Origin of the sequence: Streptomyces sp. NPDC002018, from assembly GCF_042890865.1 — a bacterium.
Classification (GTDB): Bacteria; Actinomycetota; Actinomycetes; order Streptomycetales; family Streptomycetaceae; genus Streptomyces.
Map to the genome: position 1 here is coordinate 75,078 of NZ_JBIASO010000004.1, position 13,828 is coordinate 88,905.

Consider the following 13,828-nt stretch of genomic DNA (forward strand, 5'->3'; position numbering starts at 1 on the left):
GCCGTCGGCAGCGCATAAGCTCAGCCCCATGACTGACGCACGGGCTGAGCTGCTGCAACTGATCAAGGACAAGGCCGTGGTCCACGGCAAAGTGACCCTCTCCTCGGGGCGTGAGGCCGATTGGTATATCGACCTTCGCCGGATCACCCTGGACGGTCATGCCGCGCCGCTGGTCGGTCAGGTCATGCTCGACGCCACGGCCGAGCTGGACTACGACTGCGTGGGCGGGCTGACGTTGGGCGCCGACCCGGTGGCGACGGCGATGCTGCATGCCTCGGCCGCGCGCGGGAAGCGGCTGGACGCCTTTGTCGTCCGTAAGGCGCAGAAGACGCACGGTCTTCAGCGCCGGATCGAGGGCACCGAGGTGAAGGGCCGCCGCTGTCTGGTGGTCGAGGACACCTCCACCACGGGCGGTTCCCCGCTGACGGCCGTCGAGGCCGTACGCGAGGCGGGCGGCGAGGTCGTCGCGGTCGCGGTCATCGTGGAGCGGGGCGCGGCTCCGGCCATCGCCGAGGCGGGACTTCCCTATCTCCGTGTCTATGGGCTGGACGAGCTGGGTCTCGCCTGAGACCGGGCTCGGGGGCCGGCCCCGTGGTGCGAAGGGGCGGACCGTAGGCCCCTCACATCGTTGCTGAGCTGGGCATTCCACGCGGCCTTGGCTGTTTCACGTGAAACAGCCAAGGCCGCGTCGCTGTGCGGAGCGCCCCGGGCCCGGACGTCTGACAGAACCTGGATGCGGTGCTCCGGGTGGAGCTCGCACCGGAGTCTGGAAGGATGGGGGCGACGATGACGTCGCCCCCAGGTCAGGGACCCCAGTCAGGGACAAGCACCTCACACCCGCACATCACAAGGAGCGGCCCGATGCCCATCGCAACCCCCGAGGTCTACGCCGAGATGCTCGACCGGGCGAAGGCAGGCAAGTTCGCCTACCCGGCCATCAATGTGACCTCGTCCCAGACCCTGCACGCTGCGCTGCGCGGCTTCGCGGAGGCCGAGAGCGACGGCATCATCCAGATGTCCACCGGCGGTGCGGAGTTCCTGGGCGGTCAGTACAACAAGGACATGGTGACCGGCGCGGTCGCCCTCGCCGAGTTCGCGCATGTGGTCGCCGCGAAGTACGACATCACGGTCGCGCTGCACACCGACCACTGTCCCAAGGACAAGCTCGACGCCTATGTCCGTCCGCTGCTCGACATCTCCGCCGAGCGGGTGCGGGAGGGGCGTAACCCGCTCTTCCAGTCGCATATGTGGGACGGCTCCGCCGAGACCCTGGCCGACAATCTGGCCATCGCCGAGGAACTGCTCGCCAAGGCCGCCGCGGCCAAGATCATCCTTGAGGTCGAGATCACCCCGACCGGTGGCGAGGAGGACGGCGTCACCCACGAGATCAACGACGAGCTGTACACCACCGTCGAGGACGCGCTGCGCACCGCCGAGGCACTGGGTCTGGGCGAGAAGGGGCGCTATCTGCTGGCCGCTTCCTTCGGCAATGTTCATGGCGTCTACAAGCCGGGCAATGTCGTGCTCCGTCCCGAGCTGCTCAAGGACCTTCAGGAAGGTGTGGCCGCCAAGTACGCCAAGGCCGCGGGCAGCCAGCCGTTCGACTTCGTCTTCCACGGGGGCTCCGGCTCCTCGGCGGAGGAGATCGCCACCGCGCTGGAGAACGGCGTGGTGAAGATGAACCTGGACACGGACACGCAGTACGCCTTCACGCGTCCGGTCGCGGCGCACATGTTCACCAACTACGACGGTGTGCTGAAGGTCGACGGCGAGGTCGGCTCGAAGAAGACGTACGACCCGCGCACCTGGGGCAAGCTGGCCGAGGCGGGCATGGCCAAGCGCGTCACCGAGGCGTGCGCGGCGCTGCGCTCGACGGGCACCAAGCTCAAGTAGCGCACGGAGCACGGCGACGGCACGGCGCACGGCACCGCGCACGACGACGGCACAGCGCACGGCACCGCGCGCGGCGACGGCACGCAGCCTGCGGCGCGCGGCGCGCAGGAGCATGGAGCGGCTTCCGCATTCGGGCCCGGCACCTCCCACGGTGCCGGGCCCGATCCGTGTCCTGGGCCCGGTCCCTGTCCTGGGCCCGGCCCGTGCCCTGCGACGGGAACGTCCCAGGGAACGTCCTGGGGAACACGGTCGGCCGGGTCGCCCCCGGGCGTGGGGGCGAGGATGATCCCCGTATGGAGATCAGGCTGTCCTCGGCCAAGGGCCGCTGGATCATTTTCACGACGGTGCTCGGTTCGAGCATGGCTCTGCTCGACTCCACCGTCGTCAATGTCGCCCTGCCCCATATCGGGAGATCGCTCAACGCGGATCTGGCATCGCTCCAGTGGACCGTGAACGCGTACATGCTCACCCTGGCCGCGCTGATCCTGCTGGGCGGCTCGCTCGGCGACCGGTACGGGCGCCGCAAGATCTTTGTGCTCGGGGTGGTCTGGTTCGCGCTCGGCTCGCTGCTCTGCGGGATCGCGCCCAACGCCCTCGTGCTGATCGTCGCGCGGGCCTTGCAGGGGATCGGTGGCGCGCTGCTCGTACCGGGCTCGCTCGCGATCATCCAGGCGAGCTTCCATCCGGACGACCGGGCGCGGGCCGTCGGTCTCTGGTCGGGGTTCGGCGGGGTCGGCGCGGCGATCGGCCCGTTCGTGGGCGGCTGGCTGGTCGACGGACCCGGCTGGCGCTGGGTGTTCCTGCTGAATGTGCCGCTGGCCGCGATCTGTGCGCCGGTGGCGCTGCGGCACGTACCGGAGTCCAGGGACCCGGCGGCGCACGGCCGGTTCGATGTCCTGGGCGCGCTGCTCGGCGCGGTGGCGCTGGCGCTGATCACCTACGCGCTGATCGGCAAGACGATCTGGACCGGGGTGGCCGGGGTGCTGGTCGCCGTGGCCTTCGTACTCGTCGAGCGGCGCCGTCCCGACCCGATGCTGCCACCGTCGATCTTCGGATCACGGCAGTTCACCGCGGTGAATCTGGTGACGCTGTGCGTGTACGCGGCGTTCGGCGGTTTCTTCTTCCTCGCCGCGCTCCAACTCCAGGTGGTGGTGGGCTACTCGGCACTGGGCGCGGGGGCGGCGCTGCTGCCGACGACGATCCTGATGCTGCTGCTCTCCGCGCGCTCGGGGGCACTGGGGGAGAAGACGGGCCCGCGCCTTCCGCTGACCGTGGGACCCCTGCTGTGTGCCGGGGGCATGCTGCTGATGCTGCGGGTGGGCCAGGGCTCCTCGTATCTCGCGGACGCGCTGCCCGCGCTGCTGGTGCTGGGTCTGGGCATGGTGACCCTGGTCGCGCCGCTGACGGCCACGGTCCTGGGCTCCGTGGACACCGCGCGGGCGGGGCTGGCCAGCGGGATCAACAACGCGGCGGCCCGCGCGGCCGGCCTCCTCGCGGTGGCGGCGCTGCCGCTGCTGGCGGGCATGGGCCCGGAGGCGTACCGCTCGGCGACCCAGTTCGGTGAGACCTTCCGCCGGGCGATGCCGATGTGCGCGGGCATTCTGGTGCTGGGCGCGCTGATCGCCTTCGCGACGGTACGCAGGCCACAGGTGCCGGGCGAGCGGCCCGAATGCAAGATCCACTGCGGACTGACGGCGCCGCCGCTGGAACCGGAGACGGTACGGCGTTCCTCCCCCGGCGGAGGAGCGGCGGACCGTCCGGCGGCGGAGGGCTGACACGGCGGCCCGCCCGCCCTCGGCGGCCGGGGGCGGGTGATGCCGGGAGGACTTCGGGGTGGCCGGGAGGCGGTCCCGGAGGGGGTGGCCGGGAAGTGGTCCCTCAGGCGGGGCCGGGGGGACGAGCCCGGGGGGACGAGCCCGGGGCCCCGGCAAGGCAGACTGTACGTATGGCCATCCATAAAGACCTTCTGGGGGGACCGCCCCCCACCCAGCTTCCTGACGATCCCGAGCCGCGCGAGCTGCTTGCCAACGGGACGCCGCCCGCCGAGGTCGCCGCGAAGTACCCGACGTCCTCGCTGGCCTGGGCACAGCTCGCCGACGGCGCGTTCGAGAACGGCCGGGTCATCGAGTCGTACGCGTACGCCAGGACCGGCTACCACCGCGGGCTCGACTCCCTGCGCCGCAACGGCTGGAAGGGCCACGGCCCCGTGCCGTGGGAGCACGAGCCGAACCGCGGCTTCCTGCGCGCGCTGCACGCGCTCGCACGGGCCGCGCAGGCGATCGGCGAGCAGGAGGAGTACGAGCGCTGCTCGACGTTCCTGCGTGACTCCTCCTCGCTGGCCGCCGACACCCTCGGCTGACATCCCCGGCCGGCTCCCTCGGCCGGCACCCGCCACGGGGGCGGACACCGGGCGCACGGACGCCCGGGACAGCGGCACAGGCGCCGGGGACAGCGGCACCGGGGACAGCGGCGCCGGGGGAACCGGCGCGTGCGGGACCGGGCGTCCGGGCCACGCGGCCCCGGTGCCGTCCGGACCGCGCGGCGGCCCCGCACCCGTCGGCCGGCGTTCCCGCCCGCGGTTCCGCCTCCAGCGGTCCGTTGGCAGCGGTCCGCCGGCGGTGTGCCGCGGGGAAGTGTCCGGTGCGACCGTGACCGGCGGTGTGAAATTGTCCGGTCGAGAACGCAACCTTTCGAAGGCCCCGCCCGTCTGCCAGGGCGCGGGCCTTCGGTCGTCTGTACGATCCTGTGGGTCCGCGGCTCCACACCGTTCGTATCCTCCGGCCCAGAGGCAACCCCAGCCGCCCTCCCCTCAGCGCCGGTCTGACCAGGGGAGAAGTCCCGTCTTGGGCAAGCGCGCCATCAGCCGTCGAAGCCTCCGCCCCGGACGTGTCCGCGGTCGCCGGGCCAACCGCCGCCCCACGCTCAGTCCGCTGGCCCTCGGCGGGCTCGGTCTCGCGGGCGTGATCGTCCTCGGCGGAGCCGCGTTCGCCCTCCGGCCCGGCGCCCAGGAGGTCCCGTCCACGGCCGGCGAGGTCGCCGACGTCCTCGGTACGCCCCGGGCCGCCCCCGCCGCTTCCACGCCTCCGGAGTCCGCGTCCCCGCGGTCCTCGCCGCCCGCGCGGGGCGGCGGTCCCGGCGGGGCGAGCCCCTCCCCGTCCGTCACGCCGTCCGCCTCCCGCTCCTCCGTCCCGCCCCCGCCGCCCCGCGTGCCCGCCTCGGGCCCCGGCACCTTCACCACCGCGCGGACACAGGGAGACAGGGTCGGCTCGGGGCCGCTGCGCCGTTACCGGGTCCAGGTCGAGAAGGGCATAGACATCTCCGCGGCGGAGGCGGCCACCGAGATAGAGCGGATACTCGCCCATCCGCGCGGCTGGGCCGCGCACGGCAGGGGCTCCTTCCAGCTCGTCTCCTCGAACGCCGACTTCGTGATCCGTATCGCCACCCCGGCCACCGCCGACCGGCTCTGTCTGGCCCAGGGGCTCAACACCCGGGGCGAGCTGAACTGCGAGACCGTCGACGGTGTCGTGGTCAATCTGCGCCGCTGGGTGCTGGGGTCGCCCACGTTCGACGGGCCGGCCGCCGCGTACCGGCACCTGATCATCAACCACGAGGTCGGCCATGAGATCGGCATACGCCACCACCTGGGCTGCTCGGGGCACGGCAGGCCCGCGCCGGTGATGATGCAGCAGATCAAGGGCCTGGACGGCTGTGTGTCCAACCCCTGGCCGTTCACCGAGGACGGGAAGTACATCACCGGGCCGAGGGTCTGAGTCCCCAGGGCCGGGCGGATGGGGGGCGGCGGCGCCGGGTGGGGCCGGCCGGGGTGGGGCCGAAGGGGTCCGGGGGCCCGGGGGCCCGGGGGCCCGGGGGCCAGGGATGGCGAGCGGTGCCCGTGCACGCCCCCGCGCGCGCCCCCGGATTATGATGCCCGGAGGGGACCGGGGCTCCGTAACCACACGGAAAGGGGCGGACCGCTACCCGGCAGCACATATCGAGGAGACAGAGATGTCGCACGCCCCCGATGCCCCGGAAGCCGGTTCGGAAGCCCCGAACCTCGACTTCGCCGGGACCACCCCCTACGAGGACTACGTCCAGGCGGACGTCCTCACCCATTTGCAGCATCTGCGCTCCGACGACCCCGGTGAGATGGTCTTCCTCGTCACCACCCAGGTCATGGAGCTGTGGTTCACCGTCATCGTCCACGAGTGGGAGACCGCGTCCCGCGCGCTGCGCGAGGACCGCACCCAGGTGGCGGTCGACGCCCTCAAGCGCTCCGTACGGGAGCTGGAGGCGCTCAACGCCTCCTGGAAGCCGCTCGGCCAGCTCACGCCCGCGCAGTTCAACTCGTACCGCGGCGCGCTCGGCGAGGGCTCGGGATTCCAGTCGGCGATGTACCGGCGGCTGGAGTTCCTGCTCGGTGAGAAGTCCTCGTCGATGCTGGTCCCGCACCGCGGCGCCCCGCGCGTCCACGGCGAGCTGGAGAAGGCGCTCCAGGAGCCGAGCCTGTACGACGAGGTCCTGCGGCTGCTCGCCCGGCGCGGGCTGCCGGTGCCGACGGAGGTGCTCGACCGGGATCCCGCGCGGCGCCATGAGCCGTCGCCCGCGGTCGAGGAGATCTGGGCCGGGATCTACGCGGACCCCGACCAGCACAGCGAACTGATCAGGCTCGGTGAGGCGTTGACGGACGTCGGAGAGCTGGTCTGGCGATGGCGCAACGACCATCTCGTGGCGACGCGGCGCGCGATGGGCTCCAAGACCGGCACGGGCGGCTCCGCGGGCGTCGCCTGGCTGGAGAAGCGGGCGTCGAAGAACGTGTTCCCCGAGCTGTGGACGGCGCGCAGCCATGTCTGACTCCCTGGCCGTACAGGCCGCGATGCTGGACGCCGCCGACGAACTGGCCGGCCGGCGCGAGCTGTTCGCGCTCGACGACGGTGTCGTCTATCTCGACGGGAACTCGCTGGGCGCGCTGCCCCGCCATGTCCCCGGACGGCTCCAGGAGGTGATCGCCCACCAGTGGGGCGAGCTGCGGATCCGTTCCTGGACCGAGAGCGGCTGGTGGGAGGCGCCGGAGCGGACGGGCGACCGGATCGCGCCGCTCGTCGGCGCGGCACCCGGCCGGATCGTGGTCGGCGACTCCACCAGCGTCAATGTCTTCAAGGCCGTCGTGGCGGCCGTACGCCTCGCCCAGGACGGGCGGGGCGGCGGGCAGGACGGGCAGCCGGGCCCCGCCGACCAGCCGGGGCGGGACGGCCAGCCGGGCCCCGACGGGCAGCCGGGTCCCGCCGGGCGGGACGAGATCCTCGTCGACGCCACGACCTTTCCCACGGACGGCTACATAGCCCGGTCCGCGGCCCGGATGACCGGCTGCCGTCTCGTGCCCGTCGTACCGGAGGAGCTGCCCGCCGCGCTCGGGCCGCGCACCGCCGTGGCGCTCGTCAACCATGTCGACTTCCGTACCGGCCGCCTGCACGACCTGCCGGGGATCACCGCGGCCGTGCACGAGGCCGGGGCTCTCGCCGTCTGGGACCTGTGCCACAGCGCGGGCGCGCTGCCGGTCGGTCTGGACGCCCATGGGGTGGACCTCGCGGTGGGGTGCACCTACAAGTACCTCAACGGGGGGCCCGGGGCGCCCGCCTTCCTGTATGTGGCCGAGCGCCATCAGGAGCGTTTCGACTCCCCGCTGCCCGGCTGGACCTCGCACGCCGATCCGTTCGCGATGACACCGGACTTCGTGGCGGCGGAGGGCGTGGTACGGGGCCGGGTCGGCACCCCCGACATCCTCTCCCTGCTGGCGCTCGACGCGGCCCTCGACGTCTGGGCCGGGGTGCGGATGGAGGCGGTGCGCGAGAAGAGCCTGGCGCTCACGGACTTCTTCCTGGAGTGCGTGGAGGAGTACGCGCCGCCGGGCCGGGTCGAGCCGCTGACCCCGGCCGCGCACGCCGAACGCGGCAGCCAGGTCGCCCTGCGCTGCGCCGAGGCGCCCGCGGTGATGGAGACGCTGATCGCCCGGGGGATCGTCGGCGATCTGCGCAGACCGGATGTGCTGCGCTTCGGATTCACCCCGTTGTACATCGGTTTCGCCGATGCGGAACGGGCCGCGCGGGTGCTCGGGGAAGTCCTCCGCGAGGTGCCCGCGGGTCCGCTCGGGTAGCCGTCGGGGCGGTACGGGGGACGGGGCGGGACCCGCACCGGGGCAGGGAGTGTGATCGACCCCCTTCGGGGCTGATACCGTCCCCGCTGATCAGGCCAATTCGGCCCCCGTACCGAAAGGTTGGCGCAAGATGCCGGACCCCGCCGCGCACGAAGCCGTCGCTCGTGACGCCGCAGAGACCGAGTCGGCCTTCGCCCATCCGGTCGTCCGGCCCGATGCGAGCGCCGCGTACGGCGACCATCCTGATCAGGTGATCGACTTCTACGCTCCCCGGGCCAACCAGGAGCGGGTGCCGCTGGTCGTCGTCCTGCACGGCGGCGCGTGGCGGGCGCCGTACAACCGCGACCACCTCACCCCGTTCGCCGATTTCCTGGCCCGCCGGGGCTTCGCCGTCGCCAATGTCGAGTACCGGCGGGGCCCCGCCGTGCCGCAGCAGGGCGCCGGCGCCCCCCTCGCGGGCCGGTGGCCGGAGACGTTCGACGATGTCGCCGCGGCGATGGACGCGATTCCCGCGCTGGTCGCGGACGCGCTCCCGCAGGCGGACGCCCGGCGGACGGTGGTCACCGGGCACTCCGCGGGCGGCCATCTCGCGCTCTGGGCCTCGGCCCGTCATGTGCTGCCCGAGGGCTCGCCCTGGCGGCTGCCGGAAGCGCCGCCGCTGCGCGGAGTCGTCGCGCTGTCGCCGATCGCGGATCTCGTACGGGCCGTGGAGCTGGATGTGTGCGGTGGGGCGATCCTGCAACTGCTGGGCGGTGAGGAGGAGTTCAAGCGGCGCCGGGAGAGCGCGGACCCGGCGGCGCTGCTGCCGACGGGGATCGCGACCGCCATCGTGCAGGGCCGTACGGATCTGACGGTGCCGTACAGCGTGGCCGAGGAGTATGTGGACGCGGCGGCCAGGGCCGGCGAGACGGTCGGGCTGACGCTGCTGGAGGACGTCGGCCACTTCCCGCTCATCGATCCGACGGCGGACGCGTGCGCGGTGGTCGCGGAGGAGATCGCCCAGCTCGCGTGGTGAGGACCCGGGAGCGGGCGCGTGGTGAGGACCCGCGGCCAGGCCCGTGGTAAGGCCCCGCGAGCAGGCGGGCAGGGCGGTGCCGGGCGCGTGAGGCGTCGCACAGCGCGGACCGCGGCTGACCGGTCGGATCTCTCCCGGTCGGACCTCTCCATGGCCGGTGGGAGCCCGTAGTACCTGGGACGGACGCGGAAGGATCCGCTTCCGTGGTGACGACCCCCGTCGCCCCTGCCCCTACCGTGGCAACGTGACCGAGACAGATACCGGGAAGACCCGGAGCCCCGAGGTCCGCCTCGCCGCCGGAGCGTTCAGCAGCCTGCGCCAGGACCTCTTCCACGAGGCCTTCGCCTACCGTCCGCTGGCCCCGATGCGGACGGACGGGCCGATCACGCGCCGGCTCCCGGAGCGGATACGCCTGTACGCCGTCTGGACCCCGCACGCCCTGATCGTCGCGAGCGCCCTGCTGGTCCTCGTGATCGGTTTCGCCAACGGGGCCCTGCCCAGCGTTCTTCCGGTGTTCCCGGTGCTGCTCACGCTGGCCAGGCCGGTCGGCGCCTGGTGGCTGGCGCTGGGGGCCTCAGGACTGCTGAGCATCTTCGGCGGTTACGGCGACTCGCCCTGGCCGCCCAGCGCCTTCGCGGGCTATCTCGTCGTCATCACGGTGGTGGCGATCCGCACCCGGCCGCGCACCGCCGCCTGGATGTGGGTGGTGAGCGTCGTCTATGTGCTGTTCGCCTCGGTCTTCCTCGACCGGTACGGATACGGCAGCGCCACGGCCGGGCCCATGCTCTTCGTCTCCGCGCTCGTCCTGCTGGCCGTGAGCATGCGGCAGGTCCGCCAGGAGGCGAAACAGGAGGTGGCCGCCCAGCAGAGCGTCACCGCCGTCGAACGGGACCGGCGGACCCTCCTGGAGGAGCGCACCACCATCGCCCGCGAGCTGCACGATGTGGTCGCGCACCATATGTCGGTGGTCGCGATCCAGGCCGAGGCCGCACCGTACCGGGTGGACAATCCGCCGCCCGAGCTGGAGCAGGCCTTCGTCACGATCCGGGAGAACGCCGTCGCCGCGCTGACCGAGCTGCGCCGCGTGCTCGGTGTCGTACGGGCGGAGGACTACCAGGCACCGGACGCCCCGCAGCCCACCCTCGCCGATCTCGACGGGCTGCTCGGAAACGTCAGGGACGCCGGCCTGACCGTGGAGAAGACGATCACGGGCGCGGTGCGCGAGCTGCCGCAGGGCGTCGAGCTGTCGGCGTACCGCATCGTCCAGGAGGCGCTGAGCAACGCGCTGCGGCACGCCCCCGGCTCGACCGCGACGGTCGAGATCGCGTATGTCCTCGGCGGGCTGGGCCTGCGGATCGTCAACACCCCGCCGCGCGGGCTGGTCAAGCCGTCGCCCGGCGCCGGGCACGGCATCACCGGGATGCGCGAGCGGGTGACCATGCTCGACGGTGAGATGACCGCGGACCTCACCGAAGACGGTGGCTACGAGGTCGCGGCCTTCATCCCGGTGGCCGTGGAGCGCACGCGGAAGGACGGCGAAGCGGCATGACGATCCGGGTTCTGATCGTCGACGACCAGGTGATGGTCCGCGAGGGCTTCTCGGTGCTGCTGAACGCGATGCCGGACATCGAGGTCGTGGGGGAGGCCGTGAACGGCCGTGAGGCGGTCTCCCAGGTCGCGGCCCTGCGCCCCGACGTCGTGCTGATGGACATCCGTATGCCGGAGCTGAACGGGATCGAGGCGACTCGTGAGATCGTCGCGGCGGACGCCGAGGCGAAGGTGCTGGTGCTGACCACCTTCGACCTGGACGAGTACGTGTACCAGGCGCTGCGCGCGGGGGCCTCGGGCTTTCTGCTCAAGGACGCGTCCGCGCGGCAGCTCGCCGACGGTGTACGGGTGGTGGCCTCCGGCGAGGCCCTGCTCGCGCCGACCGTCACCCGGCGGCTGATCACGGAGTTCTCCAAGCTGGCGGAGGCGCCCCGGGCGCCGGCGATGGCCCGGGTCGGGGATCTCACGGAGCGCGAGACGGAGGTGCTGGTCCTGATCGCCCAGGGGCTGTCCAACGCGGAGATCGCCGAGCATCTGGTGGTGGCGGAGTCCACGATCAAGACGCATGTCAGCCGCATCCTGGTGAAGCTGGGGCTGCGGGACCGCACACAGGCGGCGGTGTTCGCGTACGAGGCACGGCTGGTCACACCGGGCTGAGGACGGACGGTACGGGGGCGGCAGGGGGACGCCGGTGTCCGTACGGCCCGCGGCTCCGTCCCCAGCCTGTGGACGAGCACGGGCCGTATGCCGTTCGTGTCGCCGGTCCCGCTGCCCGACCCTCGCCGCTACCCGGCCGCGCCTGTCGGCCCCGCCGTGACTGTTGGCCCTACCGCGCCTGTCGGTAACGCCGCCCCTACGGCCGGAGCGGGCCGGAGCCGGGCAGCGTCAGCCCCCACGCGCCCGGCCGCAGCGTCCACGTCCGGGTCCGCACCGGCCCGGTGACCCGGGTGTCCGCGCGATAGCGGAAGTCCGCACCCGAGACCGTCACCGAGAGCGCGCTCGCCCTGACCGGCTCGGGCGACGCGCACGTACGGATCACCACCTCGGCCCGGCCGCCGAACGAGCGCACCGTCACGCCCTCGACCGGCTCGTCCAGATCGTTCAGCAGGACACCGTCCGCCTCCACCCTCAGCCGGTGCGACTGCCCGCCGAGCACGGACGGCACCGGTCGTACCAACGTACGGACCAGCGAACGGCACGCGTGCCAGACCGACGCGGCCGGCGCCCCGGCCTGCGCGGGCACGCCCGGCAGGGCGGGGATACGGAGATCCCCCAGCACCACTCCGTCGCTGTCGTCGACCAGCAGGTCGAGCCGGCGCACCACCCCGTCCAGCACGGCGCGGGCCGCCGCGACCGCGCCGGTCGGCACGCCCAGCGAGCGCGCCACCTCCACGGAGACCCCCACCGGCACCAGCGAGAGCGCCCCGGAGGCCAGCTCCCGCTCCCGGTGGAGCAGGGAGACCGTGCGCAGCAGCGCACGGTCGTCGCCGATGACCACCGGCCGTCTGCCGTTCCGTCTGGCGAGCGCCCGCGCGAACTCGTCGGGACCGTCGGGGAAGCAGAACTTCACCGAGGCACCCGCGCTGAGCACGTCCTTCGCGATCCGCACCGATTCGCCGTCGGTCCGGCTGGCGACCCGGTCGATGACCACCAGAAGCTGCTGCGCGCCGCTCTCCGCGGGCTCTGGAGCCAACAGCTCGGTCCTTCCTTCGGGTAGCATCTTTGTGCAAGAGCCCCTTGCGCTATTGCGCCAGGGGCTTCGTCTATTCCGGGGCACCGGTTCGACGGTCAGGGCTGACTCGTACGACGTCGTGCGTAGTCGTACGGCGTACGTGAGCCGCATGGACGGTGTGCGCGGTCCCCGACCTTGGACATGCCCCGCCCGGAAGGGGTGTACGCCTGTGCCCGCACTTGTGCTGCTCGGTGCTCAGTGGGGTGACGAAGGCAAGGGAAAGGCCACCGACCTGCTCGGTGGATCCGTGGACTATGTCGTGCGCTATCAGGGCGGCAACAACGCCGGCCACACGGTCGTCGTGGGCGACCAGAAGTACGCACTGCATCTCCTCCCTTCCGGAATCCTCTCCCCGGGATGTATCCCGGTGATCGGTAACGGAGTGGTCGTCGACCCGGCCGTCCTGCTCTCCGAGCTGAGCGGGCTCAACGAGCGTGGTGTCGACACGTCCAAGCTGCTGATCAGCGGCAACGCTCATCTGATCACCTCGTACCACACCACCATGGACAAGGTGACGGAACGGTTCCTCGGCTCGCGGAAGATCGGGACGACGGGACGGGGCATCGGCCCGACCTACGCCGACAAGATCAACCGGGTCGGCATCCGGGTCCAGGACCTCTACGACGAGTCGATCCTGATCCAGAAGGTCGACGCGGCTCTCGACTTCAAGAATCAGATCCTCGCCAAGCTCTACAACCGGCGTGCCATCGAGGCCGGCAAGATCGTCGAGGAACTGCTGACCTACGCGGACCAGCTCAAGCCGTACGTCTCCGACACTACTCTGGTGCTCAACAACGCCATCGACGAGGGCAAGGTCGTCCTCTTCGAGGGCGGGCAGGGCACGCTGCTGGACGTGGATCACGGTACGTATCCCTTCGTCACCTCGTCCAACCCGACCGCGGGCGGCGCCTGCACGGGCGCGGGCGTGGGGCCGACGAAGATCAGCAGGGTCATCGGCATCCTCAAGGCCTATACGACGCGTGTGGGCGCCGGACCGTTCCCGACGGAGCTGTTCGACGAGGACGGCGAGGCGCTGCGCCGCATCGGCGGCGAGCGCGGTGTCACGACGGGGCGCGACCGCCGCTGCGGCTGGTTCGACGCGGTGATCGCGCGGTACGCGACCCGGGTCAACGGTCTGACGGACTTCTTCCTCACCAAGCTGGACGTGCTCACGGGCTGGGAGCGGATCCCGGTCTGTGTGGCCTACGAGATCGACGGCAGGCGGGTCGAGGAACTCCCGTACAGCCAGACCGACTTCCATCACGCGAAGCCGGTGTACGAGTACCTGCCGGGATGGTCGGAGGACATCAGCAAGGCGAAGAGCTTCTCCGATCTGCCGAAGAACGCGCAGGCGTATGTGAAGGCGCTGGAGGAGATGTCGGGCGCGCCGATCTCGGCGATCGGGGTGGGCCCGGGGCGTACGGAGACGATCGAGATCAACTCGTTCCTGTAACACGCCGGTCCTGGCCGGGGGCGGCCGTGGGGTCGC

At 72.0% G+C, this 13,828-nt stretch carries 12 protein-coding genes; 11 read left to right on the forward strand and 1 reads right to left on the reverse strand.

Going from position 1 to position 13,828, the window contains the following annotated elements; all coding sequences use genetic code 11:
- Positions 1-28 precede the first annotated feature (28 nt).
- The 10 genes from pyrE to ACFYYH_RS08070 all read left to right on the forward strand — a co-directional run bounded on the left by pyrE (position 29) and on the right by ACFYYH_RS08070 (position 11,264).
- A complete protein-coding gene (gene pyrE / locus ACFYYH_RS08025; RefSeq protein WP_388547466.1) occupies positions 29-568 on the forward strand; it encodes an orotate phosphoribosyltransferase in 540 nt (179 codons plus the stop codon).
- A gap of 293 nt (positions 569-861) precedes the next feature.
- Positions 862-1,893, forward strand: coding sequence for a class II fructose-bisphosphate aldolase (gene fbaA, locus ACFYYH_RS08030; protein WP_388547469.1), 1,032 nt, complete (start codon positions 862-864; stop codon positions 1,891-1,893).
- Between the two features lie 293 nt (positions 1,894-2,186).
- Positions 2,187-3,668, forward strand: coding sequence for an MFS transporter (locus ACFYYH_RS08035; RefSeq protein WP_388547471.1), 1,482 nt, complete (start codon positions 2,187-2,189; stop codon positions 3,666-3,668).
- Positions 3,669-3,838: 170 nt separating this feature from the next.
- Positions 3,839-4,252 carry a DUF3151 domain-containing protein gene (locus ACFYYH_RS08040; protein ID WP_388547474.1) on the forward strand — a complete coding sequence of 138 codons (414 nt, stop codon included), beginning with the start codon at positions 3,839-3,841 and terminating at the stop codon, positions 4,250-4,252.
- A 484-nt stretch (positions 4,253-4,736) separates the two neighbouring features.
- Positions 4,737-5,663 carry a DUF3152 domain-containing protein gene (locus ACFYYH_RS08045; protein ID WP_388547477.1) on the forward strand — a complete coding sequence of 309 codons (927 nt, stop codon included), beginning with the start codon at positions 4,737-4,739 and terminating at the stop codon, positions 5,661-5,663.
- Positions 5,664-5,898: 235 nt separating this feature from the next.
- The gene (locus ACFYYH_RS08050) at positions 5,899-6,744 is read left to right on the forward strand and encodes a tryptophan 2,3-dioxygenase family protein (RefSeq protein ID WP_388547478.1); all 846 of its coding nucleotides are present in this window, start codon (positions 5,899-5,901) and stop codon (positions 6,742-6,744) included.
- Entirely contained in the window at positions 6,737-8,044 is a 1,308-nt protein-coding gene (locus tag ACFYYH_RS08055; protein ID WP_388547480.1) for a kynureninase, read from the forward strand. The genes ACFYYH_RS08050 and ACFYYH_RS08055 overlap by 8 nt, the downstream gene beginning before the upstream one ends.
- 130 nt (positions 8,045-8,174) lie before the next feature.
- Positions 8,175-9,059: an alpha/beta hydrolase gene (locus ACFYYH_RS08060; RefSeq protein WP_388547481.1), complete on the forward strand. Its 885-nt coding sequence runs from the start codon at positions 8,175-8,177 to the stop codon at positions 9,057-9,059.
- Between the two features lie 244 nt (positions 9,060-9,303).
- Positions 9,304-10,608 (forward strand): sensor histidine kinase, encoded by a 1,305-nt coding sequence (locus tag ACFYYH_RS08065; RefSeq protein ID WP_388547482.1) that lies wholly within the window; start codon positions 9,304-9,306, stop codon positions 10,606-10,608.
- Complete coding sequence (locus ACFYYH_RS08070; RefSeq protein WP_388547485.1) at positions 10,605-11,264, forward strand: response regulator; 660 nt, start codon at positions 10,605-10,607, stop codon at positions 11,262-11,264. Before ACFYYH_RS08065 ends, ACFYYH_RS08070 begins: the two co-directional genes overlap by 4 nt.
- A 196-nt stretch (positions 11,265-11,460) precedes the next feature.
- On the opposite strand, the gene ACFYYH_RS08075 is transcribed toward ACFYYH_RS08070, so the two are convergent.
- Positions 11,461-12,303 carry a diacylglycerol kinase gene (locus ACFYYH_RS08075; protein WP_388548097.1) on the reverse strand — a complete coding sequence of 281 codons (843 nt, stop codon included), beginning with the start codon at positions 12,301-12,303 and terminating at the stop codon, positions 11,461-11,463.
- 205 nt (positions 12,304-12,508) lie between these two features.
- On the opposite strand from ACFYYH_RS08075, the gene ACFYYH_RS08080 reads away from it, so the two are divergent.
- Positions 12,509-13,792: an adenylosuccinate synthase gene (locus ACFYYH_RS08080; protein ID WP_388547487.1), complete on the forward strand. Its 1,284-nt coding sequence runs from the start codon at positions 12,509-12,511 to the stop codon at positions 13,790-13,792.
- Positions 13,793-13,828: the final 36 nt, after the last annotated feature.